This window comes from Bradyrhizobium ganzhouense, assembly GCF_049949285.1.
Lineage (GTDB): Bacteria > Pseudomonadota > Alphaproteobacteria > Rhizobiales > Xanthobacteraceae > Bradyrhizobium > Bradyrhizobium ganzhouense.
In genome coordinates this window covers 4,297,761-4,323,932 of record NZ_CP181318.1, presented here as the reverse complement: position 1 = coordinate 4,323,932, position 26,172 = coordinate 4,297,761, and the positions used below count along the sequence as shown (strand labels likewise).

The following is a 26,172-nucleotide window of genomic DNA, read 5'->3' as shown; positions in this document are numbered from 1 at the left end:
ACCGGTTGGACATGGCCCGGCCCGAACGGACCGTCACAAAACTGTCATAGACCATTTTCGCGCCGCGCGCGTGTCATCGCGCCCGCAGAGCCGGACCATCCACCGCTTTCGCGCACCAGTCAAATTGGTGCAATATCAATGATTTAGAGCGACCGCCGGAAGTAATGGGCAATTTCACCAACGACGCCACGGCGGAAGGTGAGCACGCAGATCACGAAGATCGAGCCCTGGATCACCGTCACCCACTGGCCGAAGCCGGCCAGATATTGCTGCATGGCGATGATCGCGAAGGCACCGACCACCGGACCGAAAATGGTGCCGAGACCGCCGACCAGCGTCATCAGCACGACTTCGCCCGACATCGACCAGTGCACGTCGGTGAGCGAGGCGTTCTGCGCCACGAACACTTTCAGCGCGCCGGCAAAGCCTGCCAGCGTCCCAGACAGGACAAACGCCAGGAACTTGTACTGGTCGGTCCGGTAGCCAAGCGAGATGGCGCGCGGCTCGTTCTCACGGATCGACTTCAGGACCTCGCCGAACGGCGAGTTGATGATGCGATAGATCAGCAGGAAGCCCGCGAGGAAGCCGACCAGCACGACATAATAGAGCACGGTCGGCTTGGACAGATCGAGCACGCCGAACATGTGCCCCTGCGGAATGCCCTGGATACCGTCCTCACCATGAGTGAACGGCGCCTGGAGATAGATGAAGTACAGCAGCTGCGACAGCGCCAGCGTGATCATCGAGAAATAGATGCCCTGGCGGCGAATCGAGATGAAGCCGGTGACGAGCGACAGCCCGAACGCCGCGACGATGCCGACGAGGATGCCGAGTTCAGGCGGCAGCGCCCATACTTTCAGCGCGTGCGCGCTGCAGTAGCCGGCGGTGCCCATGAACATCGCATGGCCGAACGACAACAGGCCGCCATATCCGATCAAGAGATTGAAGGCGCAGGCGAGCAGCGCGAAGCAGAGCGCCTGCATCACGAAGAACGGGTAGATGCCGCTGAACGGCACCGAGGCCAGCAGCAGCGCCATCACCACGAAGACGATCATCTCGTCACGCATCGCGCGCGGGGTCATCGGCAGCGTGTCGTCCGTCAAGGCTGTCATATCAGGCTGCCCTTCCCGTCAATCCCGTTGGCTTCACCAAGAGCACCAGCACCATCAGCACGAACACGACGGTGTTGGAGGCCTCGGGGTAGAAATACTTGGTCAGGCCCTCGATCACACCGAGCGCGAAGCCGGTGACGATGGAGCCCATGATCGACCCCATGCCGCCGATCACCACCACCGCAAACACCACGATGATCAGGTCGGCGCCCATCAGCGGCCGGACCTGGTTGATCGGCGCCGAGAGCACGCCGGCGAGCGCGGCCAGGCCGACGCCGAGGCCGTAGGTCAACGTGATCATGCGCGGCACGTTGATGCCGAAGGCACGCACCAGCGTTGGATTTTCAGTGGCAGCGCGCAAATAAGCGCCGAGCCGCGTCTTCTCGATCAGGAACCAGGTCGCGATGCACACCGTCAGCGAGAAGATGACGACCCAGCCGCGATAGACGGGTAAGAACATGAAGCCGAGATTCATGCCGCCCTTGAGCTGGTCAGGAATGGCGTAAGGCAGGCCGGAGGAGCCGAAAAAGTTCTGGAACACACCCTGCACGATCAGCGCGATGCCGAAGGTCAGCAGCAATCCGTAGAGATGGTCGAGCCCGGTCAGGAATTTCAGCATGGTCCGTTCCAGGATCATGCCGAAGATGCCGACGATGATCGGCGCAAGCAGCAGCGCCCACCAGTAGTTGATGCCGCCGAGGTTCAGCAGGAAATAGGCGACGAAGGCGCCCATCATGTAGAGCGCACCATGGGCGAAATTGATGATGTTGAGCATGCCGAAGATGACGGCGAGCCCGAGACTGAGCAGCGCGTAGAACGAGCCGTTGATCAGTCCCACCAGTAGCTGTGCGTAGAGAGCCTGCATCGATCCAGCACCCAGTCCCTTCGGCGTTCCCAAAGTAGCGCCCGCCGGCGAGCTGCCGGCGGGCTGTTGGTCTTACTTCTTAAGCAGCGCGCACTTGCTCTCGGAGAGCGGCGTGAAGGCCTGATCGCCCGGCACCGTGCCGACGAGCTTGTAGAAGTCCCACGGTCCCTTGGACTCGGAGGGCTTCTTGACTTCGAACAGATAGGCGTTGTGGATGGTGCGGCCGTTGGGCTGGATCTCACCCTTGCCGAACAGTTCGTCCTCCGTCGGCATCGACTTCATCTTCTCGACGACCTTGACGCCGTCATGAGGATTGCCGCCGAGCGCATCCAGCGCCTTGAGATAGTGGCGCACGCCCGCATAGACGCCCGCCTGCACCATGGTCGGCATTGCGCCGCTCTTCATCTTCTCGGAGAACCGCTTGGAGAAAGCCCGGGTCTGGTCGTTCATGTCCCAGTAGAAGGTCTCGGTGAAGTTCAGGCCCTGCGCGGTTTCAAGACCGATCGCCTTGACGTCGGTGAGGAACAAGAGCAGCGCCGCGAGCTTCTGGCCGCCCTTGACGATGCCGAACTCGGCGGCCTGCTTGATCGTATTGGTGGTATCGCCGCCGGCATTGGCAAGGCCGATGATCTTGGCCTTGGAGGCCTGCGCCTGGAGCAGGAAGGACGAGAAGTCCGGCGTGTTGAGCGGATGCTTGACGCCGCCGACGACCTTGCCGCCGTTGGCGGTGATGACGGCGGTAGTGTCGCGCTCGAGCGCCGCACCGAAGGCGTAGTCCGCGGTCAGGAAGAACCAGGTATCGCCACCGGCCTTCACCAGAGCCTGGCCCGTGGTGTGAGCCAGCATGTAGGTGTCGTAGGTCCAGTGCACGGTGTTGGGCGAGCACTGCGCGTTGGTGAGGTCGGAGGTCGCCGCCCCCGAATTGATGTAGACGCCGTTCTTTTCCTTCACGACGTTGTTAACGGCGAGCGCCACGCCGGAATTCGGCACGTCGACGATGATGTCGACCTTGTCGACATCGAACCACTGCCGCGCGATCGCGGTGCCGATGTCCGGCTTGTTCTGGTGATCGCCCGAGATGATGTCGATCTTCCAGCCCTTCGCGGCGAGGCCGGAATCCTCAACGGCCATTTGCGCGGCCAAGGTCGAGCCGGGGCCACCGAGGTCGGCGTAGAGGCCAGACTGATCGGACAGTGCGCCGATCTTGACAGTCTTGTCCTGCGCGAAGGCCGCGCCAGCGGTGGTAACTGCCAATGCAGTGCCGAGCAGAAACGACGCAATCGACTTTGTCTTCATGCTACTTCCCTTGTGAATTTTTCTTAGCCGTTCGACTCTGGGCCGTCCTAGACGCCGAGATAGGTGTGGAGCTTGTCCATGTTGGCGGCAAGCTCCGAATTGGAAAACCCGTCAATGATCTTGCCGTGCTCGACGACATAATAGCGGTCGGCGACGGTGGATGCGAACCGGAAGTTCTGCTCGACCAGAAGGATCGTGAAACCTTCCTTCTTCAGCCGCGCAATGGTGTGACCGATCTGTTGAATGATGACAGGCGCAAGACCTTCGGTCGGCTCGTCCAGCATCAGGAAGCTGGCGCCGGTGCGCAGGATGCGCGCGATCGCGAGCATCTGCTGCTCGCCGCCGGACAGCTTGGTGCCCTGGCTGTTGAGCCGCTCCTTCAGATTCGGAAACAGATCGAAGATCTGTTCGAGCGGCAGCCCGCCCGGCCGTACCACCGGCGGCAGCAACAAATTCTCCCGCACGTCGAGACTGGAGAAAATTCCCCGCTCCTCCGGGCAGAACGCGATGCCCATGCGGGCGATCTTGTCGGAGGTCGCGCGGATGATCTCCTGATTGTTGAATTTGATCGAGCCGGCACGCTTGCCGATGATGCCCATGATCGACTTCAGCGTGGTCGTCTTGCCGGCGCCGTTGCGCCCGAGCAGCGTCACGACCTCGCCCGCGTTCACGTCGAAATTGATCCCGTGCAGGATGTGGGACTCGCCATACCAGGATTCGAGGTTGCGGACCTGGAGGATATTACCGCCGGTTGCGGCCTTCGCCGGAGCCTCGGCCATTGCAGTCTCAGGCATGACCGGCTCCCAGATAGGCTTCCTTGACGCGTTCGTCCTTGGTGAGTTCGCTGTAGTGGCCCTGCGCAAGCACCTGCCCGCGCGTCAGCACGGTGATGATGTCGGAGAGATTGGCCACGACGCTTAGGTTATGCTCGACCATCAGGATGGTGTATTTCGCCGAGATGCGCTTGATCAGCGCCGCGATCTTGTCGATGTCCTCGTGGCCCATACCGGCCATCGGCTCGTCCAGCAGCATCATCTCCGGGTCGAGCGCGAGCGTGGTTGCGATCTCGAGCGCGCGCTTGCGCCCATAGGCCATCTCGACCGCAGGCGTGTTGGCGAACTCGCTGAGACCCACATCGTTCAACAGCTCACGCGCGCGGTCGTTGAACTGATTCAGCACCGACTTGGAGCGCCAGAAATCAAAGGAGCTGCCGTGCTGGCGCTGGAGCGCGACACGGACATTCTCCAGCGCGGTCATATGCGGAAATACCGCCGATATCTGGAACGAACGCACCAGCCCCAAGCGCGCGACATCGGCCGGCGCCATCGCGGTGATGTCCTGCCCCTTGTACAGGATTTTGCCGGCAGACGGCTTGAGGAACTTGGTCAGAAGGTTGAAGCACGTCGTCTTGCCGGCCCCGTTCGGGCCGATCAACGCGTGAATACTCCCACGGCGGACCTTGAGCGCAACGTCGCGGACGGCGAAGAAGCCCGCGAACTCCTTGGTCAAGCCTTCCGTTTCGAGAATGAACTCATCGGCCAAACAGATTTCCCCCTGCCCGCGCAATACGCGTGGCTGTCCTTGTTACTTCGGCTTTCCGGGGGCCTTGGAGCCTTCCCGGAACACCGCCTCCGGGCGCGGAATATGCCGGAGGTGACGGGGGTTAGGCAAGGCGGAAAGCTGAGCAGGTCAGGCCTCCGGCCGGGAGTCTTATGCTCCCTTAGTTGGAGGTTTTGTGATGTTGCGCCTGCCGGCCTTCCGGTTCGCAAGACACCGGTCATCAAGCCGTCGTTAACGGTCTTTGGTCCCGCGCGCCAGCCTTCATCAAAAATTTCCCCACCGCAGGCGATCATGTGCCGGTTTCATTCGCCGGGAATATTGTTTTGGATTTCGCCAGCGCCGCTCCCTCCGTAGTCAAATCGATCAAGCAGCGTGACCTGCTCAACACGTGGCTGCGACTTTATGCGCGCCAGCAGACTGCGCCGGCGATCTGGGAGTATCAGCCCGCGCGACTCGAGGAAGAGCTGTCCGATCTCATCTACTACACGGTGGACAATTCGGCGCCGACGCCGCACCTGACCATTCAGAGCGAGGGCACACGGATCTCGCGCGCCTATGGCCATACCGGCAAGGGAATCCTGCTGGAGGATTATGTGGGACCGCGGCTCGCGCCCTTTGTCATGCCGGTCTATCACGAATGCGTCGCGCGCGGGCTTCCGGTCTACAGCGTTGCCGAGGTCGACGACCTCTACGGCCGCGTCGTGGCCTATGAACGGCTGCTGCTGCCTTTCCTCACCGACGACAGGGTCAGCCACGTCATCGCTTCGCTCAAGACCTTCTGCGAGGATGGCGGCTTCGAGATCAAGAATCTGCTGCGCGGAAATGACGCGCTGCCGCGGCCGAAATTGCAGACGGTGATCGACCGCGACCTGTTTCACCGCACGCCCGGACGCATCGCGGCCGCTGACGTCGTCGAATTCGCCGATCAGGCCGGCGGTCCGAGCGTCACCGAGATCATCGAGCTGAATTAGCTTTTGCGCGATTTCGCGCCAACTTCCTTGTCGTAGATGTCCGGCTTGAAGCCGACCAGGAGCTTGCCGCCGATTTCGAGCACCGGCCGCTTGATCATTGATGGTTGCGCTAGCATCAGCGCCAGTGCCTTCTTCTCGGTCAGATCTTCCTTGTCGGAATCCGGCAGTTTCTTGAAGGTGGTGCCGGCGCGATTGAGCAGTGTCTCCCAGCCGAGCTTGTCGCTCCATTGCTTGAGCTTGTCCTTCTCGACGCCGGCGGCCTTGTAATCGTGGAATTCGTAGGTGACGCCATGGCTGTCAAGCCAGGCGCGCGCCTTCTTCATGGTGTCGCAATTCTTGATGCCGTAGATGATGTTGGGCAAGACGATCCTCGCGCATGCGTCGTGACGTGCTGTGGCGTTGTACGAAACTCCGCTTCGCGCGACAATATTGCCAACGACGCTTTCGACCTCCTCCGAACGGACACACCATGCACGTCACCCACGATCCCGCCGCATCCGCCTCGCCGACCATCGACTTCAACACGTTCCTTGCCGTCGATATCCGCGTCGGCACCATTGTCGATGCAAAACCGTTCCCCGAGGCGCGCAAGCCGGCCTGGCGGCTGTGGATCGACTTCGGCCCGGCCATCGGCGTGCGCAAGAGCTCGGCGCAGATCACGGAGAACCATCCGCTCGAGACGCTGGTCGGACAGCAGGTCGCGGCCGTCGTCAATTTCCCGCCGCGCCAGATCGGGCCTGTCGTCTCGGAGGTGCTGACGCTCGGCTTCCCCGACGCCGACGGCAAGGTCGTGCTGATGCAGCCGAGCAAGCCGGTGCCGAACGGCGGGCGGCTGTTCTAGAGACTCGTCACGGCCGCTTGGGAATATTCAACCCGCGCTCGACGGCCGGACGTGCCAGCCCGCGTTCGAGCCAGGAGCCGACCGATTTGAACTGGCTGAATTCGACGAGATCGCCGGCACCGTAGAAGCCGATGAGGTTGCGCACCCAGCCGAGCATGGAGATGTCGGCGATGGTGTAGTCGTCGTCCATGAACCATTGCCGGCCGGCGAGATGCGTCTCCATCACGCCGAGCAGGCGCTTGGCTTCGCTGACGTACCGGTCCCGCGGCCGCTTGTCCTCAAAATCCTTGCCGGCGAATTTGTGGAAGAAGCCGACCTGGCCGAACATCGGCCCGATGCCGCCCATCTGGAAGTGCACCCACTGGATGGTCTGGTAACGGCGCGCGGCATCCTGCGGCAGCAGCTTGCCGGTCTTCTCCGCGAGATATTGCAGGATCGCACCCGACTCGAACAGCGGCAGCGGTCTGCCGCCGGGGCCGTTGGGATCCAGGATCGCCGGAATCTTGCCGTTCGGATTGAGCGAGAGGAACTCCGGCGTCTTCTGGTCGTCCTTGCCGAAGTCGACGAGATGCACCTCATAAGGCAGCCCGATCTCCTCCAGCATGATCGAAACCTTGACGCCGTTCGGCGTCGGCAGCGAATAGAGCTGGAGCAACTCCGGATGTTTGGCAGGCCAGCGCTTGGTGATGGCAAAGGCGGAGAGATCGGACATCGGTACCTACAATCTGCTGTTGAAGCGGATCTAATCTAGGTGAGACGCAGTATCACACAAGGCTCAATAATTGATCTCCATCCGTAGACCGCGCGGATCGATCTCATCCCCGCCGACGCGCTCCGTGCTGTCGCGCGCCGCAACCGAGCAGGCGCAGGCATCGATGAGATCGTCGCGGCCGATGCCAGTGCCATGGCGCTGTGTCAGCCATTTCGGCAGCTTCGTGAAGCCGCGTTGCGCCAGCAGCGCGATGCGCTGCTCGCGGCCTTCCGCCGATGTCTTCTTCGCAAGCCGGACTTGCCTCGCGAGATTCCAGAAGATCAATTCCGGATGGGCCTCGCCGATCATCGCCTGCCGCGCCGGCGTCATGATCTCGTCGACGTCCCTGATCTTGTCCCTGATGTTCCAGAGCTGCGCCGAGACGCCCCTGCCCTTGCCTTCGTGCGTCCAATAGTGGCGATTGGCCGCCGTCATGTCAGAAAATAACCAGAGGTCGCGGCGAGCCCCGAGAAACACCGCGGGGCCCACCATTTCGCGTGCACGCAGGTCGCATGTTCGATAGCCGGTTGGCTTCAATCCGATCGGCATGTCGATCATCGCGCGCGCATTCGGCATTGCGAGCAGACGCGTGAGGCCCGGCGAGTAATCGAAGCCATGATCGCCGCGATCATCGATCCAGGCTGCGACCCAACCGAAACGAAATCCGTCGAGACCGAGATAGTTGTTCACATGTCCGGTCCCGCCGCCAACCAACGCTCGATCATCCCTCACCCTTATGCCGCGCGAACAGCCGCTGCGCCAGCAGCGCATGGCCGAGCGTGCCGCCGGCGCGCACCGCCGCCGCAATCAGTGAGGCTTCCGCCACCTCCTCGCGCGTGGCGCCGGCTTTCGCCGCCTGCGCCGTATGCACGTCGAGGCAATAGGCGCATTGCGTGGTGAGCGCGACCGCAAGCGAGATCAGCTCGCGATATTTTGGCGGAATCAGTCCGTCCTTGCGCTCGACCGCGTGGTTGAACGCGAGGAATGCGTTGGCTTCGATTGGCGCCAGCGCCACGAAGGCCGGGATCGATTTCAGATCGTCAGGGGTTTGATAATCGCTCATGGCTCATCTCGTCAGATATTCGCGCATCAGGGCGCGGGCGCGATGAAGGCGGGCCTTCACGGTCTGCCGCGTTGCGCCGAGTGCTTCGGCGATTTCGTCGATGGTCATTTCCTTGACGTCGCGCATCAGCGCGACATCGCGGTAATGCGGTGGCAGCGCCTCGAAGGCTGCGGCCACGTCGAGCCGCAGATCGGCCTCTGGCCGCGACAGCAGCACGGCCTCCGCCTGGCTCTCATCGATCGACGCCGCGAGGCCTGCCTTGTGCGCGAGGCGCAGGCATTCGCGGCGGACCACGCTGAACAGCCAGGCCGAAAATGCTAACAGCGAGCGGATCGTGCCGACATGCCGAAACAGGATCCACAGCGTTTCCTGCGCCGCGTCCTCGGCATCCGCCGAGCTGCGGCAGGTCGCGCGTGCGTAGCGGCGGATATCGGGCTGCGCCGTCTCGAGCAGACGGGCGATCGCCTGGGGATCGCCGAGCCGCGCCGCCTCGAACAGATTTGGCGAGATCACAGCCGCACTCACGACACGCCTCCCCTGCCGATACCGGCCATGGCACACATCGGGCAATAGCCGACGAGGCCGGTCACCGCGAAGGCGGCACCGCCGAGCGCGACCAGCCATGCCGGCGCACCCGTGAGATAAACCAATGCCGCGATCGCCACGGCGATCCCCGCGGCCACCCGCACCGCCTGGTGCAGGCCACCGATACTCTTCCTGTAAAACGCCATCACATCCTCCAACACGAGCCGAGGCGGAATGCCTCGACTGTGAAGAGGGCCCGATCGCGCAAAAGGATTCGCGGGCGCCTGCAATTTTTCCGCGGTCAGCCTCCGATCGCCTGGTAGGCCAGGCGCTTGAACTCGAAGAAGAAGGGATTCCAGAACCCCAGATGGCGCTGGGCCATCAGGACGCCGGCGGTATTGGCCTCAGGGCAGATCCACCAATGGGTGCCGGCGAGCCCACCCCACTGGAATTCCCCGGTCGAGTTCGGAGGATCGAACTGCGTTGGAGCGAAGGTGACGGCCCCCCCGAGGCCAAAGCCCTTGCCGGGCATCGGCCCGAGATTGGCGAAGCGGATGACCTGCCCCTCCGACAATTGATTGGTCATCATCATCCGCAACGTCTCCGGCTTCAGCAGCGAATCCGGACCGGGCAACAGGGAGCGCACCAAAGCGAGCATGTCCGGCAGGGTCGAGACCAGCCCGCCGCCGCCCGACAGCCGCGGGAACGGCCGTCGATAGGCCTGCGGATAGGGCAGATTGTCGGCGCGGGTGAGGCCCGGCTTCGTCGGATCAAGTACGTCGGCGCCGGTATAGTGCGCGACCAACCTGCCCTGCTGCGCTTCGGGCACGGAGAAGCCGGTATCGGTCATGCCGAGCGGATCGAAGATGCGTGCCTTGAAGAAGGCATCGAGGGGCTTTCCCGAGACAACCTCAACCACGCGGCCGAGCACATCGGTCGCCACCGAATATTCCCAGCTGGTGCCGGGATGATAGGACAGCGGCAGATCGGCCAGCTTGTCGATCATGTCGGTCAGCGGCGTCAACGGATTGAGCACGCCCGCCTCGTTGTAGCCCTTGAACAGCACCGAGCCGGGATCGAAGATGCCGTAGCTGAGACCCGAGGTGTGGGTCAGAAGTTGCCGGATCGTGATCGGGCTTCTTGCTGGCTCGACATCGGCGAGGCTCGAAGCGCCCTGCTTCAGCACCTTGCGATTGCCAAGCTGCGGCAGGACTTTTTCGATCGCGTCATCGAGCCCGACACGCCCCTCCTCGACCAGCAGCATGATCGCAGAGGTGACGAATATCTTGGTGTTGGAGAAGGCACGAAAGATATGGTCGGGCCGCAGCGCCGTCTTCGCCTCGCGATCAGCAAAGCCGACGCATTGCTGATCGACCACCTCGCGTCCGCGCAGCACCGCCCAGGACACGCCGGGGATGATCTCCTGATCGACGTAACGCTGCATCGCCGTCCGCGCAGCGGAAAAATCCGGTGCCTTATTTGTTGTCCTGGCGTCCATGAATAGTCCCCTCCCCGAATTGGTTGCGATGGATATAGCAACGAATCGGCCGCGGGGAAGCCCGTTCGCGCGAGGTGTGGGCAGCGCCGGCAACACCCGCATTTTTGTTTCGCCGCGTGTTTGCACCCGTGCGAGCAACACAACGAAAACGCCAGCAATCCTTGCGGCAAGACCTCATTAAGCGCGCGACCTTTAGCCTCACGGTCATGTTCAGCGTATCCCAAACTTCATCAAAGGTGACCGGCAATGACCTCGATCTCCGCAACGACCACCAATTCCTACTCCCCACTCGACCGCCTTAAGAGCGAGCTCACCAAGGAAGTCTCGGCGGGCACCATCTCTTCGAGCGATGAGTCCGCGCTCTCGTCCGCGCTCGACGACATCGATTCGTCGCTCAAGAGCGGCGCATCGAGCGCGAGCTCGTCGTCGCCGCCCTCGGCTGACGAGATGCAGTCCAAGATCGACGATCTCATCCAGAACGAGGTGTCGAGCGGCAAGCTGACCAGCGACCAGGCCAGCGAGCTGAAAAACGTGTTCGCCAACACCTTCTCCGGCAGCGCCAATGGCGCCGGCGGGCCACCACCGCCGCCCGATGGCAGCAGCGGCTCATCGAGCACGAGCAGCACCGGCAGTACGGACTCGACCTCCTCGTCCGATTCCTCGTCCAGCTCGTCTTCGGCCACCACCGCGGAGCTGATGAAGGAGCTGATCTCGCTGCTCCAGAACGCAACCAGCCAGTCGACCTCCTATAGCTCCAGCGGCAACTCGGCGTCCTCCAACGCATCGAGTGCGCTGCTCGTCGACTACACGACTTAAGGTCGGCGGCCCGGCGCACGCCGCCGGGCCCTCACCCCTGCTTCATGAACGCCGTCACGTGCAGACGGCGGCGGATGCGCATGCCCTGGCGCTGATAGAGCGCAATGGCGGAATTGTTGTTCGAGAACACGTGCAGGAACGGAATCTCGCCGCGCGCCTCGATCTGGCGCGCGACCGCGGCGAGCAGCGCCTGCGCGTAACCGCGCCCGCGATAGTCGGGGTGAACACAGACGGCCGTCATCTCGACGAACTTGCCCGGCTTCATGCGCTCGCCCGTCATCGCGACCAGCTCAGTGCCGGCGCGAATGCCGAGGAACGTGCCGAGCTCGTGCGTCCGTAGGGCGAACGGTCCGGGCTTGGTCAACGCCGTCAGCGCCATCATCGCCGGAACGTCGGCCTGACCAAGTGTGACGATCTCGGCATCGCGAAGCGGGCTATCGGCGGGCGATCCGATCATCTGCTCACCGGTCTCGGCCAGCACGACCTTGAAGCCTGCGGGAATATCGACCGGCTCTGGCGTGAACAGCGCGGCGACCTGCGAGGGCGACATGAGGTCACCGAGCGCAGCAAAGCTTGCCGCGGACATGTCGACCATGTCGGCGAACGGCGTCATGTCCACGGGATAGCGCAGCGCCCGCGCGCCACCTTCGGCCAGATGCTTATGGCTCGTCGTCAGCGCGCTCCAGATCGGACGATCCAGTAGCCGCACATCGCTCTCGGACACCGGCCTAATCCTTGTCGAAGCTGACGATGACAGCGGCGTTGGCGATGAGGATGGGGTCGTTGGCCTGCTCCGTGGCCGAGGGAATCTCCAGCCCGCCCTTAACGGCGTTGACCGTCACGGTGCCGTAGGGAAGCTCCTTGGCGACCGCCTCCTTGTCAACGGCCTCGGGATTGGGCACGCCGATCGTGACGTCGACGAACATGTCGTTCGCGGTTTTGCCGATCATCCGGAAGAAACCAAGGCTCGAATGCCGGATCGCATCCGACACCGCCCGCTTCGCCGCCTTGGTGGCGTCCCGGCCATGGACGTCGACGCCCATGCCCATCTCGGTGATACAGCGAACGCGAGTCATGATCATTCCTGTCAGTGCTGGTGTTCAGAGGGGCTGACCTTCCGCGATCCGCGCCTCCGGCACAAGCGCCTTTTCGCGCAGGAAATATGCGTTGCGGTCCTCCTCCTGCGCGTTCACGACCGCGCGAATCCGCAGCAAATCCTTGCGAGCGACCAGGCCGACCACGCGATGGCTGGCGCGATCGACCACCGGCAGACGCCCGCGATCGGAGGCGACCATGAGATCGGCGACCCGCCCCAGCACATCGTCGGGATGCGCCACCACCACCGAGGTGTCAGACACAACGTCGTCGAGCGTCGCGGCCTGGTGATCACCCTCGGTGCGCCAGCGCAGCACATCGGCGCGGGTCACCATGCCGGACAGCCGTCCATCGGCCGCGACGACGGGATAGGATTTGTGACGGCGCTGATCCGAGGTGAAGAAATCAACCGCCGCGTCGACCGACATGTCGACCGGCAGCGTGTCGACATTCGTGACCATGACATCGGCCGTCCGCATCAGCTCGAACGGATCGATCGCGTATTCGCGCGTGATGTGCTGGCCGCGGCGCGCGATCTTCTCGGTCAGGATCGAGCGCTTGAGCAGCAGCACCGTGACGGCGTGCGCCGCGCCGGTCGCCGCCAGCAGCGGCAACAGCATGTCGATATTGCCGGTCAGCTCGATAGCGAACATTACGCCGGTGAGCGGCGAGCGCATCGTGCCACCCATCATCGCGGCCATGCCGACCAGTGCCCAGAATGATGCGCCACCGGGCAGCACCAGTCCCTCCATCCAGCCGGCCGTGCCGCCGAGGATCAGCAGCGGCGCCAGCACGCCGCCCGACGTGCCCGAGCTCAGCGCGACCACCCAGATTACCGATTTCACCAGCAGCAGCCGGATCGCTTCGTCGCGCACCATGTGGCCGGACAGGAGATCGGCTATGACGTCATAGCCGACGCCAAGCGCGCGCGGATCAATCAGGCCGCCAAGGCCGACGACGAGGCCACCGAGCGTCGGCCACCACATCCAGTGCAGCGGCAGATGATCAAACATGTCTTCGATGGCGTAAAGCAGCCGCGTCATCAGCCCGGATTGCAGGCCGGCGACGATGCCGACGCCGATCGCAGCCACGAGGCCCCACCAGGGCAAGTCCGGCCGCTCTGCGAACGGAAACAGCGGTCCTGTCCCGAACAGCAGCGGGCGCCACGCCGCCGAGATCACCGCTCCCGTCACCACGGGGAGGAAGCTGCGCGGCTTCCATTCGAACAGCAGCAGCTCGACCGCGAGCAGTACCGCCGCGATCGGCGTGCCGAAGATCGCCGTCATGCCGGCGGCCGCGCCCGCGACCAGCAGCGTCTTGCGCTCGGCCGCGGTGAGATGGAAGCACTGGGCGAAGATCGATCCGATCGCCCCGCCCGTCATGATGATCGGTCCCTCGGCACCGAACGGACCGCCGCTTCCGATCGACACCGCCGAGGACAGCGGCTTCAGGATCGCGACCTTCGGCTGCATCCGGCTGCCACCGATCAGGATCGCCTCAATCGCCTCAGGGATGCCATGGCCCCGGATCTTCTCCGACCCGAACCGCGCCATCAAACCGATCACGAGACCGCCGAGCGCCGGCGCCAGCACCATCCAAATTCCGGGATGGGCATTCGCAAGTGAGACATTCTCGGTGCTGAAATGGCCGAACCAGACCAGATTGGTCACCAGCGCAATCAGCTTCAGCAGCACCCAGGCCGCCCCGGCGCCGAGGCTGCCGACCAGCAGCGCCATGCCGATCAGGACCAGCACGCGGCGGTCGGCGGTAAAATCTCCGGGCTTGCCGCGCGGACGCGGGAGGCCGCCGGTCATGTCGGGGGTCTGGCGCATGGATGTCTCTTATCAGGAGGCTTCTTCGCGCCCGAAATATATCGTAGAACGATATATTTCAAGGAATGGCTGGTATGATCCTCCATGCCATTTCAGAGAATTTTCTCCTATTTCTGCCGCGCCCGCAGTTCGTCGACCAGCACGCGCACATTCTCCGAATAGTCGATCGGAATCACAACCAAATGCACGCCGCCCTCCGTAAACGCAGCATCCAGCGTCGGGCCAAAACTGTCGATGCTTTCGATGCGGTGGCCCTTGGCGCCATAAGCCTTTGCGTAGAGCACAAAATCGGGATTGCCGAAGGTCATGCCGTAATCGGCGAAATGGTCGACAGCCTGTTTCCAGCGGATCATGCCGTAGGCGTTGTCCTCCAGCACCAGCACGACGAGATTGAGCTTGAGACGGACGGCGGTTTCCATCTCCTGGCTGTTCATCATGAAGCCGCCGTCGCCGGCGACCGCGAGCACGCGGCGATCGGGATAGAGCATCGCGGCCATCATCGCCGACGGCAGGCCGGCGCCCATCGTCGCCAGTGCATTGTCGAGCAGCAGCGTGTTGGCGACGCGGGTGCGGTAGTTGCGCGCGAACCAGATCTTGTACATGCCGTTATCGAGCGCGACGATGCCGTTCTCGGGGATGACCTGGCGGATGTCGTGCACGATGCGCTGCGGCGTCGGCGGCCATCGCGTCTCGGTGGCGCGGTCGGCGATGTGGTTGAGAATTTCCTCGCGCAACGGCAACAGCGCGGCCGCCTGCGGCAGCTTGCCTTCGAGCCGGTCGGCCAGAAGCTCCAGGCTCGGGCCGACGTCGCCGACGACCTCGGCGTCGGGAAAATAGACCAGCTCGACGCTGGCCGAGGTGTAGTTGACGTGAATCACCTTAGGCCCCGACGGCCCCATGATGAAGGGCGGCTTCTCGATCGGATCATGGCCGATTGCCACGATCAGATCCGCGGCGTCGATCGCGTCATGCACATAGTCGCGCTCGGACAGCGCCGCGGTGCCCATGTAGAGATTGGTGCCACCGGGAACGGTGCCCTTGCCCATCTGCGTGGTGAAGAACGGAATGCCGGTCCGCCGCACGAAGCTCGCGATGCCGTGGGTCGAGCGCGGCCGGCTGGTCGCCGCGCCCATCATCACGAGCGGACGCTTTGCGGCCAAGATCATCTCGGCGGCACGATCGAGCGCGGCGCGGTGGGCAACGGGACTCTCGATCGGATGGATCGGGATCACGGGAACGGCCGGCACCTCGTCGCCCGCGATGTCTTCGGGCAGTTCGAGATGCACGGGTCCCGGCCGCTCCTCCATCGCCACGCGGAAGGCATCGCGCACCACGGTCGGGATGCTGGAGGCGCTGATGATCTGCCGCGAGAGCTTGGTCAACGGCTTCATGGTCGCGACCACGTCGACGATCTGGAAGCGCGCTTGCCGGCTGCTCATGATCGGCTTTTGCCCCGTGATGAGGATCATCGGCATCGCGCCGAGATGCGCGTAGGCCGCGCCGGTCGACAAATTGAGCGCGCCGGGGCCAAGCGTGGAGAGGCAGACGCCGGGCTTGCCGGTCAACCTTCCATGCGTGGCGGCCATGAAGGCGGCGGCCTGCTCGTGGCGGGTCAGGACCAACTCGATCTTGGAGGTACGGAGCGATTCGACGAGGTCGAGGTTTTCCTCACCGGGCACGCCAAAAATGCGATCGACGCCTTCGTTCTCGAGCGCCGCGACGAACAGATCCGATCCTTTGACCTTGCGTTCCTGTTCGCTCATGTCGCCTCCGCTTGTGCTCGCTGTGCTGTATCCTGTGATCAGGAGCAATCGCATCGTAGCGATCTACCGTTCCGGCACAACTCACAAAGAGGCGCGCAATTGCATCAACGGCGTCATTGCGAGGGTGGCGAAACAATCCAGAATCTTTCCGCGGCGACAATCTGGACTGCTTCGCTACGCTCGCAACGACGGAGAGCAGGAGCGTTGGTTCTGTAGCTCGTTTCTCTGTTGCAGACACGGCGGGCCGCAGCCGCGCGCCTTGCAGGTGCACGATCACGGCGTCCTGCTTCACTTGCCGAGGATTTCCGCCGCTGCGCGCTCCAGAATTCCAGCGATACGACGCGCCTCAGCGGAGTCGCTGCCGTGCTTGGAACGCAACGCGCGCTTGAGGTTGTGGCGGGCGCGGTGCAGCTCGTCGGAGGCATCGGCATCGAGATCACTGACACCGGCAAAGGCCTCGCGCACCTCGTCCATACGGCGTCCGATCCGCGACAGCGCCTGGAGGATCGCATCAGCCGTCCCGCGCTGCTCGGCGAGATAGGCCTCACCCTGCGGCGTGATGCTGTACAGTTTTCTGCCCCCATCCTGCGCGACGCTCGCGTGACCGACCTCTTCGAGATAGGTCAGCGCCGGATAGATGACGCCGGGGCTAGGTGTGTAGAACGCCTCCGAGCGCTCCTCGATGATCTTGATCAGCTCGTAGCCATGCGCGGGCTTTTCGGCGAGCAGCGCCAGGATCACGAGCTGGAGGTCCTGCGAGGACAGCCGCCGTGCCCCTGGAAACTCGTCGCCGCCGCGCCCGAAAAAGCCATGCCCGCCGCGGCCGAAGCGGTGTCGTCCGCCGTGCCGGCCCATGGCGAAATGAGCGAAGTGCCCAAAGTGGAAGTCTCTGTGGTCTCGGTGTTTGCCAAACATATCTTACGTCTCCTTCTCAAAACATATCTTACGATCTAATTTGCGATAATCGAGGCACAAATCACGGGTCCGTGATCAGACAGCAGAAATGGACGCGGAGCCGGGCGGATGTCCGCTATTGCAATCGCATGACTCCCAAGACCTTTGAGGCCCGCTGCCTGCGCCTGCCCGCCGCTGCCAAGGTGGTGCAATGGGAAGGCACTTCCGTGTTCAAGGTCGGCGGCAAGATGTTCGCGCTGAGCGGCGGCTTTACCGCAAGCTACATGTTCAAGGTCTCGAACATGGCCTATTCCATGCTGATCGAGCACGGCCTCGCGCGCCCGGCGCCCTATCTGGCGCGAGCCAAATGGGTGCAGCTCGTCAGCAACAATGCGCTGCCGGATGCGGAGCTGACGGCTTACCTCGCGCAGGCCCATGCGTTGATCGTCGCGAAGCTGACGCGCAAATCGCGCAAGGAGCTTGGGCTGGGCTAGAGTGCGCGTCAGCAGCGGATGCGCGATTGACGGCGAATTTATATCTGACTAAAGTCAGACAATGCTCGATCCCGTCTCCCGCGTCCGCCGCTTCAACCGTGCCGTGACCTCCGCTGTCGGCGCGCTCGACAATTCATTCCTCGGGCGCGGCCGGCCGCTCGGCGCGGCGCGTGTACTCAATGCGATCGGACAGGGACGCTCCGAAATCGGCGAAATCCGCGACTATCTCGGCCTTGATTCCGGGCTGATGAGCCGGCTGTTGCGCAGCCTGGAAGATGAAGGGTTAATCGAGACGCAAGCGCATGAGAACGATGCGCGACGCCGCGTGGCCAGCCTGACCCGCGCCGGCAAGCGCGAATTCGCGGCCTATGAGGCGCTGTCGAACAGGCAGGCCGAGAGCCTTCTCGCCCGCAATGCGCAAGCCGAGGCGCTGCTCGCGGCGATGGATCTGATCGCGTCTGCGCTGACGCGCGATCGTGTCACGCTCGCCGAGATGAATCCGCGCAGCGACGAGGCGCGCTATTGTCTTCGGGAATATTACGCCGAGCTCGGTCGCCGCTTCAAACAGGGCTTTGACGTCTCGCTCTCGCGCGACCCCGATGCCAAGGACATGCGCCGGCCGCGCGGCAGCTTCATCGTCGCGATGTCGGACACGCTGCCGATCGGCTGCGTCGGCCTGAAGGGAACGGAGCACGGCTACGCCGAGATCAAGCGACTGTGGGTCGCGCCCTCCGCGCGCGGATTGGGGCTCGGCAAACGCCTGATGGATGCCGCCGAGGATGCCGCACGCACGCTCGGCATCGCGCTGCTGCGGCTCGACACCAACAGCGCGCTGCCGGAAGCCGGCCAGCTCTACCGCACGACCGGCTGGCGCGAAATCCCGCGCTTCAACGACGACCCGTATCCGGATCTGTTCTTCGAGAAACAGATCCGGTCGTAGCTCGCGTCACGCCGCCACCGCCGCCGGCGCCGGCTCGGCTTGCGGCTTGGGGAACGGCCGGAACGTCATCGCCATCAGGAAGGCGCCGAGACCCATCGCCCAGGAGCCGATGTAGAGCCAGGCGTAGCTGGAAAACGCGTCGTAGATCATACCGCCGGCGAGCGGTCCGGTCGCCATGCCGAGGCTGCCGGCCATCGCGGTGCCGCCGATCACGGTGCCCATCATCTTGAGCGGAAAATTTTCGCGGATGATCACCGCATAGAGCGGCATGGTGCCGGCATAGATGAAGCCGAACACCGTCGCGACCGCATAGAAGGTCGTGAGCTCATGGGCAAAGACATAGGCGAGCGCGCCGAAGGCTTGCGCGAACAGGCCCGAGACCAGCACGCGCTTGGCGCCGAGCCGATCGCCCATCAGGCCGAAGGCGATGCGGCCGCCGAGGCCGGCGAGCCCTTCGACGCTGTAGATCGTCACCGCCGAGATCAGCGGAATGCCACAGCTCACGGCATAGCTGACGGTGTGGATGATCGGGCCGGAATGGGTGGCGCAGCAGAAGAAATTGGTGGCGAGCAGGATCAGAAATTGCGGCGAGCGCAACGCTTCGCCCACCGTCATCTCGGATTGCGGGCCGCTCTGACCGGCTACCGCGACCGGCGGATGCGCCAGCGCCGGCGGACGGCGGACCAGGAGCGCGACCGGGATCATGATGACAGCGACCACCAGCGCCACGATCTGCATCGCGGTACGCCAGTCGTGGTTGGACACCAGCCAGGCGGCGAACGGCGCCATCGTCATCGGCGCCACGCCCATCCCGGCCGACACCAGCGAGACCGCGAGGCCGCGATGGGTGTCGAACCAGCCGGTGACGGTCGCCATCATCGGCGCGAAGATCGCAGCGCAGGAGGCGCCGACCAGCAGGCCGAACACGAACTGGAACACGATCAGCGAGGTCGCATGGCTCGCAGCGAACAGGCTGAGCGCCAGCACGATCGATCCCGTCAGCACCACCGGCAGCGGACCAAACTTATCCGTCAGCGTGCCCCAGGCCATGCTGGTGAGGGCCATCGCCAGAAAGCCGATCGTCATCGCGCTGGAGATGCCGGTCACCGACCAGCCGGTGTCCTTGGCGATCGGCTGCAAGAACACCGGCAGCGAAAACATGCCGCCGATCGCGACGCAGCCAAGCAGGCCGCCGGCGGCGACGATCACCCAGCGATAAGAGGAAGCAGGCATTGTTGTCTCCCGTCAGGTCTGTCTGGGTGGAAGACGAATGGGAATGGCGAAAGCAGACAGGATAGCCTGATTATTTATTCCTCGCGAATTTTATGCTGCCACGCCAAAAACTGGCGAAAACAACCCCATGCACAGTAGCCGGCAGCAGCTGGATCAGTGACTTACGATGCGCGCCGTTTGCGAGACCGAGAGTCCACGGTATCAAGCCGCGATTTGACACGTCGGGCAAAACACCGGCATGATGCCATCATCCCGACAATCCGATCGCATCACCCCTGCTGCCTGCTGCGGTGCCAGTCGCTGACGGTGAGCCATACGGCCGAGACCAGGAAGTAGATCGCGCCGACCCCGGCATAGCCCGCGACATTCGCGATCGACGGCACCGCCGGCGTCAAAGCCTGCGCGATGAAGAAGCCGCCCGCGAGCGCCGACTGACCACCGCTGAGCACCATGGCCCATTGCGCGCCAAAACTTTTCCAGCGCCGGATCGCCGTCCCCAATTGAAGCAAGCCGGACAGGATCGCCCATGCGCCGAAGACGCCGAGCACCCAGTTCGTGCTCGTCTGCAAGGCGACGACGACCGCGATGGTGGTTGCGAGGCTGACCACAACGTTCAGCGCCTGCGTGCGGTTTTGCGTGAGCCCGCCGCTGCGCAAGGCGTCCACGAAATTGGCCGCGGCGTCCCATGCCGGATAGAGCACGAGCAAGGCGCCCGCGATCGCCGCAGACAACGGCGCGACGGCAAACGCGGCAATGACCCAGGCGACGGAGAATGCCGCGCGAAGGAAGTAGTATTGTTTGAGCCATTGCTCGCGATCGTCACGAACGAGATCCATTTGATAGTGAACCATTGCCTTCAGTCCTTTACCGACTAGTTGGTAGTTTTCGCACACAGCAAGACGCCTTCACCCCGATGCCTGCGGGGTGACGTTGACGTCTCGCCAACGTCTCTCAGTGTTTCGTAGTCAGCCGATCCAGCAGCGGCGCGGTGATCACACTGAACATCTTTGGATCGCGATAGGCGCGCGCCGACAGCATCGCGCCGTGAATGGTCGCCATGAATCCTTCGGCCTCGACTCGGGCCGTGCCGGAGAGTTTGAGCTGCCCCTTCCGCTTGCCGCGCTCCATCACCGACGTCAGCCAGGACGCCAGCGAGCGGAAATGCGAGCGCACTTCGAGCACCACCTCCTCCGGCAGGATCGGGATCTCGCTGGCCAGCAGCGCACAGACACAGAAAGGCGCCGTCGCATCGCCGATGCACGCTTCCCAATACCCGACATAGTTTCTGAGCTGCTCGCGCGGGTCCGGAATGTTGCGCTCGAGCGCTGCCAGTCCCGCCTCGGCCTCCTCGCGATAGCGCGACACCAGGGTGCGGACCAGGTCGACCTTGCTGGCGAAATGGTGGTGGATGCTCGGCTTGCGGATGCCGACGATTTCGGCGACGTCGGCGTAGCTGAAGCCGTTATAGCCGCCTGCAATGATCAGCGTGCGGGCGCAGGCCAGGATGTCGTCGGCGGTCGAGGAAGCGTTGCTCATGGCAGTTAACTACCTTCCAGTTGGTAGGGCGTCAAGAACGGGGTGCTTCACTCCCCCGTGAGTGGTAGGGAGCCTGCATGACCATTCGCCCGATCGTCCGCTACCCAGACCGGCGGCTCGCCATGCCCGCCCGCCCCGTCACCGCCTTCGACGACGGCTTGCGCGAGCTGGCAGGCGACCTGCTGGAGACGATGCGCGCCGCGCCCGGCATCGGCATCACGGCGCCGCATATCGGCGTGCCCTTGCGCGTCGTCGTGCTCGAACTCGACGCCAAGAACGGCGTGCGCACCTACGTCAATCCCGAGATCGAATGGGCCTCGCCCGAATTGATCATGCACCGCGAAGGCAGCGTTTCGATGCCCGGCGTCAACGACGAGGTGCAGCGCCACGCGCGCGTGAGGATCAGTTATCAGGATGTCGACGGCAGCACGCACAGCGAGGAGTCCGACGGCTTGCGCGCCGTGTGCCATCAGCACGAGATCGATCAGCTCGATGGGATGTTCTGGATCCAGCGGCTGTCGCGGCTCAAGCGGGAGCGGCTGGTGAAGAAGTTCGAGAAGATCTCGCGGGACTCATAGGACGTCGTAGGGTGGGTTAGCCGAAGGCGTAACCCACCGCTGTCTCTTCCCGCGGACGCTAAAGAGGTGGATTACGCCAGCGGACTGCGCCCCGCGCAGCCGCGGGCTAATCCACCCTGCACGGTGCTTACGCTTGCATTATCAACCGTATCACTTGGTGACCAGATGACCCACTCCCCCAGCATGATCGCATCATGCGCCTGCGGCAGCGTCGAACTCCGGGCGTTCGGCAGGCCGATCGCCAGCGCCGCCTGCTATTGCGACGACTGCCAGAAGGGGGCGGCCCAGATCGAAACTCTGCCAAATGCACCCGCCGTACGCGATTCCGATGGCGGGACGGCCTATATACTCTATCGAACAGACCGCTTCGAATGCTCCAAGGGAGCCGAGTTGCTCAGGCCTTACAAACTCAGGGAAACGTCGCGGACCAACAGGGTTGTCGCCACATGTTGCAATTCGGCGATGTTCATGAGTTTCGACAAAGGCCTGCATTGGGTGTCGACCTACAGAGCCCGATTTCACGGCGAGCTCCCGCCCCTCCAGTACCGGATCTGTACGAAATTCAAGCCCGATGGTGTTGTCCTTCCGAACGACGTGCCAATCTCGCGGGGTTTCGCTGCGGGCTTCGCCGCGAAGCTTCTCGCCTCGCGCATTGCCATGGCGCTGCGGCGATGAACGCGTAGAAGGGGTGGAGCGCAGCGAAACCCATCGACTCCCTTGGCGCGGAGCGATGATGGGTTTCGCTGCGCTCTACCCATCCTACCAACGACCCATCCGACCGGCTTGCCTACACACTCCGGAGGAAGTCGATCATGGCGGTGCTGACCTCCGGCGCGCGTTCCTGCTGGGTCCAGTGTCCGCAGTCCCGCAGAATGATCGCTGGCCTGAGATTTGGAACGAATGCCGCCTGCTTTGCGATGTCTTCTCGAAACGCAGCAGCGACGAAATCGCGGTCGCCGACGAGATAGAGCGCGGGCACGGTGACCATCGCCCCGTTGAAGGCGGCCATGAGCTCCCAGCCGCGATCGACATTGCGCCACCAGGCAAGCGGGCCGTGGAATCCACTCCGCGCAAACGCCTCGACATAGACGTTGATGTCGGCCTCCGTGATCCAGGGTGGCAGCGACGGCGGATCGGCCAGGACATTGCCTTTCCGCGGCACCATGCCGGCCGCAAATCCGCCGGCCGCCGACGCCGGCCTGTCGCCGGATTGCAGATAGAGCTGGGAGCGAAAGGTGCGGCGCAGATCGCGCCCCAGCCCGGCTTCGGCCTCCGGCGTCTGAAGGAAGAGCTGGTAGAACACCGCATCCTCGTTGCGCGGCATCAGCGTGGTCGGCGGCGCCGCGCTGTCGCCAAACGCCCGCGGCCGAAACGGCGGGCTCATCGCAATCACAGCTGAGAAGCGGTCGGGGCGCAGCAAGGCCGCCTGCCACGCTATCGCCGCGCCGATGTCGTGGCCGGCAATCACGGCCTGCCTGGCGCCCAGGGCATCGACCAGACCCACGATGTCGCCGATGTCGTGCAGGATCGTATACTTCTCCACCTCATCGGGACGGTCGCTACGCCCATAGCCGCGCAGGTCCGGCGCCACCGCGTGGAAGCCGGCCTTCGCCAGCGCTCCGAGTTGATGTCGCCAGGAATACCAGCACTCCGGAAAACCGTGACAGAGAATGACGAGCGAACCTTCGCCCTGCTCGGCAATGTGAAGGCGAATGCCGTTGGTTTCGATCATGCGATGCCTCACGTCCGGCATCGCCGGATCGACCCAGGATGCCGGCTCGGAGTTTGCCGCCGCCAGCTCGGCCGCGGCAGCGCGCGACGGCTGCGCGAATGCGACACCTGCGGTGAACGCACCCGCCGCCCACAGCATGTCGCGTCGGGACAGTGCGGTTTCTCTCGACATCACTTGGCCTCCTTCGCCGCGGCAGGGCTGGCCATCAGTAAGCCGAGCGGCTGGAGCGGACCGACGGGGATGTAGTCGTGATCCATCAGATGCTCCTTGCCGAGCGGCAACCCATCCATGATCGCCTGCGCCTCTGCGACGTCCTTCGTATCGAGCAGGAAGACGACGCCGCGACCGTCGCCGCGCGAATACCATTCGCGGATTTTCCCACCGAGATAGAGCTGCACCGTCGCGCGAATTTCTGCCGGCAGCACCGCCATCACCTGCTCGCGGGCGACGCCCTGCTTCACGGTCAGGATGACGAGGACGCCAGTTACGGTTGGCGATGAGGCTTGAGCCTGGGCGGCGGCGGGATTGGTCATGAACGAACCTCCTGTCAAAGCGAGAGTGAGTGCGACGACGACACTGCGCAGAGCGCCCGTCGTTCCAGTGCTGGCGATCATGGCGGGCTTCCTTGTTTGAAACATCGATCGCGGCCGCTTTGGCGGCGCCCGGTTCACATAGAAGCTGGGCGCGCAGCTTGTATGGTCGATTTGTTCACATATGTTGTTCGGAAATGAACAGGGGAAGCGCATGAACTGGCAGTGGGACGACATCCGTTTCTTTCTCGCCGTGTCGCGCGCCGGCAGCCTCTCGGCGGCGGCGCGCACGCTGGGCGTCGGTCATGTCACGGTGGGGCGGCGGATTGCGCTGCTCGAGAAGCAACTCGGCGTGACCTTGCTGAACCGCAACCCGGACGGCTTCGTGACGACGTCAGCCGGAGAAGCCATCCTGCGCCAATGCGCGGCGATGGAGAGCGCCGCCTCGGATCTCGAGCGCATCGTCGCGGGCCACGACGCGCTGCTCAAGGGTTCGGTCCGGGTCGCCACGACCGAGGCGCTCGGCTATCAACTGGTCGCGCCGGCGATCGCGGCGTTGCGCAAGACCCATCCGGAGCTGCGCGTTGATCTGATGATCGGCACTCGCACGCTCGACATCGCGCGGCGCGAAGCCGACCTCGCCGTCAGGTTCGCGCGGCCCACGGCCTCGGACCTGATTTGCCGCAAGCTTGGCGAGGTCGCCTTCTCGCTCTACGCCTCGAAGCGCTATCTGGCGAGCAAGGGCATTCCGAAACAGGGCCAGGGCTTGGCGGATTACGACCTGATCGCCTACAGCGGCACGCCGGCCGCGATGGGCCCGTTTTTCATGGGCGAGCAGTTCGAAGGCGCGCGCATTGCGCTTCGCTGCGACAGCCCGTTCATCCAGCTTCGCGCGGCGGCAAGCCACACCGGCATCGCTGAAGTGATCTGCGTTCTCGGCGATCGCGCGGGCGATGTCGTCCGTGTGTGGCCCGACAGAGCGCCCGTACGGCGCGCGCTGTGGATGATCATGCATCAGGACATGCGCCGCGCGGCGCGCATCAAGGCTGTCTCGAACGCGATCACCGAGGCGTTCCGGCGTGAAAAACAGGCCCTGGAGCAGGGCATCGCGGCGGCTTAGCAAGCGACGTGTAGAATGGGTTTCGCTTCGCTCTACCCATCCTAGCCAGGCGCCCTCCGCTATTTCAGCGGCAGGAAAACGTCCGCGACGGCCTCATGCTCCGGCACCTCGGGGAACAGGCTCAACCGCTGGCAATAGATCGGGAAGTCGCGCGCTTCCTCGCCGCTGGCCGGAAGCCAGTCGCGATAAAGGTAGAGCGCGGCGGGCTCCAGATTGTCGGTGTAGCCGACGACGCGGAGCACCGCGCAGCGTCCGCCGGGGATCTCGCCGGCCTTGATCGCTTCACCGTTCGCCTCGATCGGCTGGTCGGTCCCGACACAAAGGTCGATGCTATATTCGTCCTGCTGCGCGGGACGCCCCTCGGAATGCCAGACATTGAAGGTCGGATTTGTCCTGGGATGCAGGCCGGCGGCCCTGCGCCAGGCGACAAACCGCCGGATCGTATCACCGAGTGTCTCAGGGCTCCCCCGATGCTCCATGATCGCCACCCGCGTGGGCTGCACATCGCGTATCGTCACGTCGTCAGTCGTAAAATTCTTCTGCATGAGCTTGCTCCTCGCATTGTCGAGAGGCCCGAAGGCCGCACGCCACGGCTCCCAGTCCGGCGATTTCCGGAACGACGACGGCGATTGCCCGAACCGTTGCCGAAAGGCACGGGCGAAGGCGTCAGGTGCGTCGTACCCGGCATCCATCGCGATGTCGGTGACATCAAGGGTCTCATTGTAGGCCAGCTGATGCGACGCGCGCTTCATGCGAGCCAGCTGGACATAGCGATGCACTGATAGACCGAAGGTCGCCATGAACTGCCGGTGGAAATGAAACTTCGAGAACGCCGCGACAGCGCTTAAGCTGTCCAGGTCCAGATCAGCGTCGAGATGCCGGTCGATATGATCCAGCACCCGCCGCATCCGGGCCTGATAGTTTTGCAGTACCGCCGTCATCGTCTTCCTCCGTGGCGGCTCCAGTTAGGCGCTGACGGTGGTGATTTGCTCGACCGATCTTGCGGTTTGAGATGAATCCGTAGCCCGAATGGAGCGAAGCGCAATCCGGGATTCGCGCCACCCAGGCAGTTGCGCGATACGGTCCGGCTCGCCCCGGATTACGCTTCGCTCCATCCGGGCTACGAG

The 26,172-nt window shown here is 63.7% G+C and carries 31 protein-coding genes; 8 read left to right on the top strand and 23 right to left on the bottom strand.

The features are described from left to right. Window positions 1-143: 143 nt before the first annotated feature. From ACLFLU_RS19590 to ACLFLU_RS19570, 5 genes are all read right to left on the bottom strand, one after another. The gene (locus ACLFLU_RS19590; RefSeq protein WP_426413790.1) at window positions 144-1,112 is read right to left on the bottom strand and encodes a branched-chain amino acid ABC transporter permease; all 969 of its coding nucleotides are present in this window, start codon (window positions 1,110-1,112) and stop codon (window positions 144-146) included. Window position 1,113: 1 nt separating this feature from the next. Further along, entirely contained in the window at window positions 1,114-1,977 is an 864-nt protein-coding gene (locus ACLFLU_RS19585) for a branched-chain amino acid ABC transporter permease (protein WP_426413789.1), read from the bottom strand. Window positions 1,978-2,049: 72 nt separating this feature from the next. After that, a complete protein-coding gene (locus ACLFLU_RS19580) occupies window positions 2,050-3,273 on the bottom strand; it encodes an ABC transporter substrate-binding protein (RefSeq protein WP_426413788.1) in 1,224 nt (407 codons plus the stop codon). Window positions 3,274-3,320: 47 nt separating this feature from the next. Next, complete coding sequence (locus ACLFLU_RS19575) at window positions 3,321-4,067, bottom strand: ABC transporter ATP-binding protein (RefSeq protein WP_426413787.1); 747 nt, start codon at window positions 4,065-4,067, stop codon at window positions 3,321-3,323. Continuing rightward, entirely contained in the window at window positions 4,060-4,815 is a 756-nt protein-coding gene (locus ACLFLU_RS19570) for an ABC transporter ATP-binding protein (RefSeq protein ID WP_027535192.1), read from the bottom strand. The genes ACLFLU_RS19575 and ACLFLU_RS19570 overlap by 8 nt, the downstream gene beginning before the upstream one ends. 341 nt (window positions 4,816-5,156) lie before the next feature. Here ACLFLU_RS19570 and ACLFLU_RS19565 point away from each other — a divergent pair, with 341 nt between their 5' ends. Next, window positions 5,157-5,804 carry a hypothetical protein gene (locus ACLFLU_RS19565; protein ID WP_426413786.1) on the top strand — a complete coding sequence of 216 codons (648 nt, stop codon included), beginning with the start codon at window positions 5,157-5,159 and terminating at the stop codon, window positions 5,802-5,804. Here the strand turns inward: ACLFLU_RS19565 and ACLFLU_RS19560 are convergent. Then, window positions 5,801-6,166 carry an ArsC family reductase gene (locus ACLFLU_RS19560; RefSeq protein ID WP_426413785.1) on the bottom strand — a complete coding sequence of 122 codons (366 nt, stop codon included), beginning with the start codon at window positions 6,164-6,166 and terminating at the stop codon, window positions 5,801-5,803. The two genes, ACLFLU_RS19565 and ACLFLU_RS19560, sit on opposite strands and share 4 nt — an antisense overlap. Window positions 6,167-6,273: 107 nt before the next feature. Here ACLFLU_RS19560 and ACLFLU_RS19555 point away from each other — a divergent pair, with 107 nt between their 5' ends. Further along, window positions 6,274-6,645 (top strand): tRNA-binding protein, encoded by a 372-nt coding sequence (locus tag ACLFLU_RS19555; RefSeq protein WP_128961888.1) that lies wholly within the window; start codon window positions 6,274-6,276, stop codon window positions 6,643-6,645. 7 nt (window positions 6,646-6,652) lie between these two features. Here the strand turns inward: ACLFLU_RS19555 and ACLFLU_RS19550 are convergent, their stop codons facing one another. The 6 genes from ACLFLU_RS19550 to ACLFLU_RS19525 form a co-directional block, all read right to left on the bottom strand. Beyond that, complete coding sequence (locus tag ACLFLU_RS19550; RefSeq protein ID WP_426413784.1) at window positions 6,653-7,357, bottom strand: glutathione S-transferase family protein; 705 nt, start codon at window positions 7,355-7,357, stop codon at window positions 6,653-6,655. Between the two features lie 63 nt (window positions 7,358-7,420). Beyond that, the gene (locus ACLFLU_RS19545) at window positions 7,421-8,086 is read right to left on the bottom strand and encodes a DUF429 domain-containing protein (RefSeq protein ID WP_426413783.1); all 666 of its coding nucleotides are present in this window, start codon (window positions 8,084-8,086) and stop codon (window positions 7,421-7,423) included. A gap of 31 nt (window positions 8,087-8,117) precedes the next feature. Then, the gene (locus ACLFLU_RS19540) at window positions 8,118-8,459 is read right to left on the bottom strand and encodes a carboxymuconolactone decarboxylase family protein (protein ID WP_426413782.1); all 342 of its coding nucleotides are present in this window, start codon (window positions 8,457-8,459) and stop codon (window positions 8,118-8,120) included. Between the two features lie 3 nt (window positions 8,460-8,462). Further along, window positions 8,463-8,984 (bottom strand): RNA polymerase sigma factor, encoded by a 522-nt coding sequence (locus tag ACLFLU_RS19535; protein WP_426413781.1) that lies wholly within the window; start codon window positions 8,982-8,984, stop codon window positions 8,463-8,465. Then, entirely contained in the window at window positions 8,981-9,190 is a 210-nt protein-coding gene (locus ACLFLU_RS19530) for a YgaP family membrane protein (RefSeq protein WP_426413780.1), read from the bottom strand. Before ACLFLU_RS19530 ends, ACLFLU_RS19535 begins: the two co-directional genes overlap by 4 nt. Window positions 9,191-9,285: 95 nt before the next feature. Further along, window positions 9,286-10,482, bottom strand: a complete 1,197-nt coding sequence (locus tag ACLFLU_RS19525) for a serine hydrolase domain-containing protein (RefSeq protein WP_426413779.1) — start codon at window positions 10,480-10,482, stop codon at window positions 9,286-9,288. Between the two features lie 246 nt (window positions 10,483-10,728). On the opposite strand from ACLFLU_RS19525, the gene ACLFLU_RS19520 reads away from it, so the two are divergent. Further along, complete coding sequence (locus tag ACLFLU_RS19520; RefSeq protein WP_426413778.1) at window positions 10,729-11,298, top strand: hypothetical protein; 570 nt, start codon at window positions 10,729-10,731, stop codon at window positions 11,296-11,298. Between the two features lie 31 nt (window positions 11,299-11,329). Here the strand turns inward: ACLFLU_RS19520 and ACLFLU_RS19515 are convergent, their stop codons facing one another. The 5 genes from ACLFLU_RS19515 to ACLFLU_RS19495 all read right to left on the bottom strand — a co-directional run bounded on the left by ACLFLU_RS19515 (window position 11,330) and on the right by ACLFLU_RS19495 (window position 16,903). Next, window positions 11,330-12,022, bottom strand: coding sequence for a GNAT family N-acetyltransferase (locus ACLFLU_RS19515; protein ID WP_426413777.1), 693 nt, complete (start codon window positions 12,020-12,022; stop codon window positions 11,330-11,332). Between the two features lie 4 nt (window positions 12,023-12,026). Further along, window positions 12,027-12,374: a Lin0512 family protein gene (locus ACLFLU_RS19510; protein WP_027535184.1), complete on the bottom strand. Its 348-nt coding sequence runs from the start codon at window positions 12,372-12,374 to the stop codon at window positions 12,027-12,029. 24 nt (window positions 12,375-12,398) lie between these two features. Next, complete coding sequence (locus ACLFLU_RS19505; protein ID WP_426413776.1) at window positions 12,399-14,225, bottom strand: chloride channel protein; 1,827 nt, start codon at window positions 14,223-14,225, stop codon at window positions 12,399-12,401. A gap of 107 nt (window positions 14,226-14,332) precedes the next feature. Then, entirely contained in the window at window positions 14,333-15,988 is a 1,656-nt protein-coding gene (locus tag ACLFLU_RS19500; protein ID WP_426413775.1) for an acetolactate synthase large subunit, read from the bottom strand. 288 nt (window positions 15,989-16,276) lie between these two features. Next, a complete protein-coding gene (locus ACLFLU_RS19495; RefSeq protein ID WP_426413774.1) occupies window positions 16,277-16,903 on the bottom strand; it encodes a PadR family transcriptional regulator in 627 nt (208 codons plus the stop codon). A gap of 128 nt (window positions 16,904-17,031) precedes the next feature. On the opposite strand from ACLFLU_RS19495, the gene ACLFLU_RS19490 reads away from it, so the two are divergent. Beyond that, window positions 17,032-17,376, top strand: coding sequence for an MmcQ/YjbR family DNA-binding protein (locus ACLFLU_RS19490; RefSeq protein WP_426413773.1), 345 nt, complete (start codon window positions 17,032-17,034; stop codon window positions 17,374-17,376). 61 nt (window positions 17,377-17,437) lie between these two features. After that, the gene (locus ACLFLU_RS19485; RefSeq protein WP_426413772.1) at window positions 17,438-18,316 is read left to right on the top strand and encodes a bifunctional helix-turn-helix transcriptional regulator/GNAT family N-acetyltransferase; all 879 of its coding nucleotides are present in this window, start codon (window positions 17,438-17,440) and stop codon (window positions 18,314-18,316) included. A 6-nt stretch (window positions 18,317-18,322) separates the two neighbouring features. Here the strand turns inward: ACLFLU_RS19485 and ACLFLU_RS19480 are convergent, their stop codons facing one another. The 3 genes from ACLFLU_RS19480 to ACLFLU_RS19470 all read right to left on the bottom strand — a co-directional run bounded on the left by ACLFLU_RS19480 (window position 18,323) and on the right by ACLFLU_RS19470 (window position 21,085). Then, the gene (locus ACLFLU_RS19480) at window positions 18,323-19,549 is read right to left on the bottom strand and encodes an MFS transporter (RefSeq protein WP_426413771.1); all 1,227 of its coding nucleotides are present in this window, start codon (window positions 19,547-19,549) and stop codon (window positions 18,323-18,325) included. Between the two features lie 269 nt (window positions 19,550-19,818). Further along, window positions 19,819-20,400 carry a DUF308 domain-containing protein gene (locus tag ACLFLU_RS19475; RefSeq protein WP_426413770.1) on the bottom strand — a complete coding sequence of 194 codons (582 nt, stop codon included), beginning with the start codon at window positions 20,398-20,400 and terminating at the stop codon, window positions 19,819-19,821. A gap of 100 nt (window positions 20,401-20,500) precedes the next feature. Next, window positions 20,501-21,085 (bottom strand): TetR/AcrR family transcriptional regulator, encoded by a 585-nt coding sequence (locus ACLFLU_RS19470; protein ID WP_426413769.1) that lies wholly within the window; start codon window positions 21,083-21,085, stop codon window positions 20,501-20,503. Window positions 21,086-21,162: 77 nt separating this feature from the next. On the opposite strand from ACLFLU_RS19470, the gene ACLFLU_RS19465 reads away from it, so the two are divergent. Together ACLFLU_RS19465 and ACLFLU_RS19460 are read left to right on the top strand one after the other, a co-directional pair. Beyond that, window positions 21,163-21,663, top strand: coding sequence for a peptide deformylase (locus ACLFLU_RS19465; protein WP_426413768.1), 501 nt, complete (start codon window positions 21,163-21,165; stop codon window positions 21,661-21,663). Window positions 21,664-21,828: 165 nt separating this feature from the next. Continuing rightward, window positions 21,829-22,338 carry a GFA family protein gene (locus ACLFLU_RS19460; protein WP_426413767.1) on the top strand — a complete coding sequence of 170 codons (510 nt, stop codon included), beginning with the start codon at window positions 21,829-21,831 and terminating at the stop codon, window positions 22,336-22,338. Window positions 22,339-22,450: 112 nt separating this feature from the next. Here the strand turns inward: ACLFLU_RS19460 and ACLFLU_RS19455 are convergent, their stop codons facing one another. Together ACLFLU_RS19455 and ACLFLU_RS19450 are read right to left on the bottom strand one after the other, a co-directional pair. Further along, entirely contained in the window at window positions 22,451-23,566 is a 1,116-nt protein-coding gene (locus ACLFLU_RS19455) for an alpha/beta fold hydrolase (RefSeq protein WP_426413766.1), read from the bottom strand. Beyond that, window positions 23,566-23,928, bottom strand: coding sequence for a hypothetical protein (locus ACLFLU_RS19450; RefSeq protein ID WP_426413765.1), 363 nt, complete (start codon window positions 23,926-23,928; stop codon window positions 23,566-23,568). The genes ACLFLU_RS19455 and ACLFLU_RS19450 overlap by 1 nt, the downstream gene beginning before the upstream one ends. Before the next feature lie 250 nt (window positions 23,929-24,178). Here ACLFLU_RS19450 and ACLFLU_RS19445 point away from each other — a divergent pair, with 250 nt between their 5' ends. Beyond that, on the top strand, window positions 24,179-25,045 hold the full coding sequence (locus ACLFLU_RS19445) for a LysR family transcriptional regulator (RefSeq protein WP_426413764.1): 867 nt from the start codon (window positions 24,179-24,181) through the stop codon (window positions 25,043-25,045). A gap of 59 nt (window positions 25,046-25,104) precedes the next feature. Here the strand turns inward: ACLFLU_RS19445 and ACLFLU_RS19440 are convergent, their stop codons facing one another. Beyond that, window positions 25,105-25,986 carry an AraC family transcriptional regulator gene (locus ACLFLU_RS19440; RefSeq protein WP_426413763.1) on the bottom strand — a complete coding sequence of 294 codons (882 nt, stop codon included), beginning with the start codon at window positions 25,984-25,986 and terminating at the stop codon, window positions 25,105-25,107. Window positions 25,987-26,172: the final 186 nt, after the last annotated feature.

What these genes read in the sequence shown, in the direction of transcription:
- ACLFLU_RS19460 (WP_426413767.1), top strand. Translation starts at nt 21,829, where the DNA reads ATGACCCACTCCCCCAGCATGATCGCATCATGCGCCTGCGGCAGCGTC.
- ACLFLU_RS19495 (WP_426413774.1), bottom strand. Translation starts at nt 16,903, where the DNA reads ATGTTTGGCAAACACCGAGACCACAGAGACTTCCACTTTGGGCACTTC.
- ACLFLU_RS19555 (WP_128961888.1), top strand. Translation starts at nt 6,274, where the DNA reads ATGCACGTCACCCACGATCCCGCCGCATCCGCCTCGCCGACCATCGAC.
- ACLFLU_RS19590 (WP_426413790.1), bottom strand. Translation starts at nt 1,112, where the DNA reads ATGACAGCCTTGACGGACGACACGCTGCCGATGACCCCGCGCGCGATG.
- ACLFLU_RS19500 (WP_426413775.1), bottom strand. Translation starts at nt 15,988, where the DNA reads ATGAGCGAACAGGAACGCAAGGTCAAAGGATCGGATCTGTTCGTCGCG.
- ACLFLU_RS19550 (WP_426413784.1), bottom strand. Translation starts at nt 7,357, where the DNA reads ATGTCCGATCTCTCCGCCTTTGCCATCACCAAGCGCTGGCCTGCCAAA.
- ACLFLU_RS19480 (WP_426413771.1), bottom strand. Translation starts at nt 19,549, where the DNA reads ATGCCTGCTTCCTCTTATCGCTGGGTGATCGTCGCCGCCGGCGGCCTG.
- ACLFLU_RS19585 (WP_426413789.1), bottom strand. Translation starts at nt 1,977, where the DNA reads ATGCAGGCTCTCTACGCACAGCTACTGGTGGGACTGATCAACGGCTCG.
- ACLFLU_RS19520 (WP_426413778.1), top strand. Translation starts at nt 10,729, where the DNA reads ATGACCTCGATCTCCGCAACGACCACCAATTCCTACTCCCCACTCGAC.
- ACLFLU_RS19465 (WP_426413768.1), top strand. Translation starts at nt 21,163, where the DNA reads ATGACCATTCGCCCGATCGTCCGCTACCCAGACCGGCGGCTCGCCATG.
- ACLFLU_RS19525 (WP_426413779.1), bottom strand. Translation starts at nt 10,482, where the DNA reads ATGGACGCCAGGACAACAAATAAGGCACCGGATTTTTCCGCTGCGCGG.
- ACLFLU_RS19470 (WP_426413769.1), bottom strand. Translation starts at nt 21,085, where the DNA reads ATGAGCAACGCTTCCTCGACCGCCGACGACATCCTGGCCTGCGCCCGC.
- ACLFLU_RS19450 (WP_426413765.1), bottom strand. Translation starts at nt 23,928, where the DNA reads ATGACCAATCCCGCCGCCGCCCAGGCTCAAGCCTCATCGCCAACCGTA.
- ACLFLU_RS19490 (WP_426413773.1), top strand. Translation starts at nt 17,032, where the DNA reads ATGACTCCCAAGACCTTTGAGGCCCGCTGCCTGCGCCTGCCCGCCGCT.
- ACLFLU_RS19540 (WP_426413782.1), bottom strand. Translation starts at nt 8,459, where the DNA reads ATGAGCGATTATCAAACCCCTGACGATCTGAAATCGATCCCGGCCTTC.
- ACLFLU_RS19485 (WP_426413772.1), top strand. Translation starts at nt 17,438, where the DNA reads ATGCTCGATCCCGTCTCCCGCGTCCGCCGCTTCAACCGTGCCGTGACC.
- ACLFLU_RS19510 (WP_027535184.1), bottom strand. Translation starts at nt 12,374, where the DNA reads ATGACTCGCGTTCGCTGTATCACCGAGATGGGCATGGGCGTCGACGTC.
- ACLFLU_RS19530 (WP_426413780.1), bottom strand. Translation starts at nt 9,190, where the DNA reads ATGGCGTTTTACAGGAAGAGTATCGGTGGCCTGCACCAGGCGGTGCGG.
- ACLFLU_RS19575 (WP_426413787.1), bottom strand. Translation starts at nt 4,067, where the DNA reads ATGCCTGAGACTGCAATGGCCGAGGCTCCGGCGAAGGCCGCAACCGGC.
- ACLFLU_RS19455 (WP_426413766.1), bottom strand. Translation starts at nt 23,566, where the DNA reads ATGTCGAGAGAAACCGCACTGTCCCGACGCGACATGCTGTGGGCGGCG.
- ACLFLU_RS19505 (WP_426413776.1), bottom strand. Translation starts at nt 14,225, where the DNA reads ATGCGCCAGACCCCCGACATGACCGGCGGCCTCCCGCGTCCGCGCGGC.
- ACLFLU_RS19475 (WP_426413770.1), bottom strand. Translation starts at nt 20,400, where the DNA reads ATGGTTCACTATCAAATGGATCTCGTTCGTGACGATCGCGAGCAATGG.
- ACLFLU_RS19440 (WP_426413763.1), bottom strand. Translation starts at nt 25,986, where the DNA reads ATGACGGCGGTACTGCAAAACTATCAGGCCCGGATGCGGCGGGTGCTG.
- ACLFLU_RS19580 (WP_426413788.1), bottom strand. Translation starts at nt 3,273, where the DNA reads ATGAAGACAAAGTCGATTGCGTCGTTTCTGCTCGGCACTGCATTGGCA.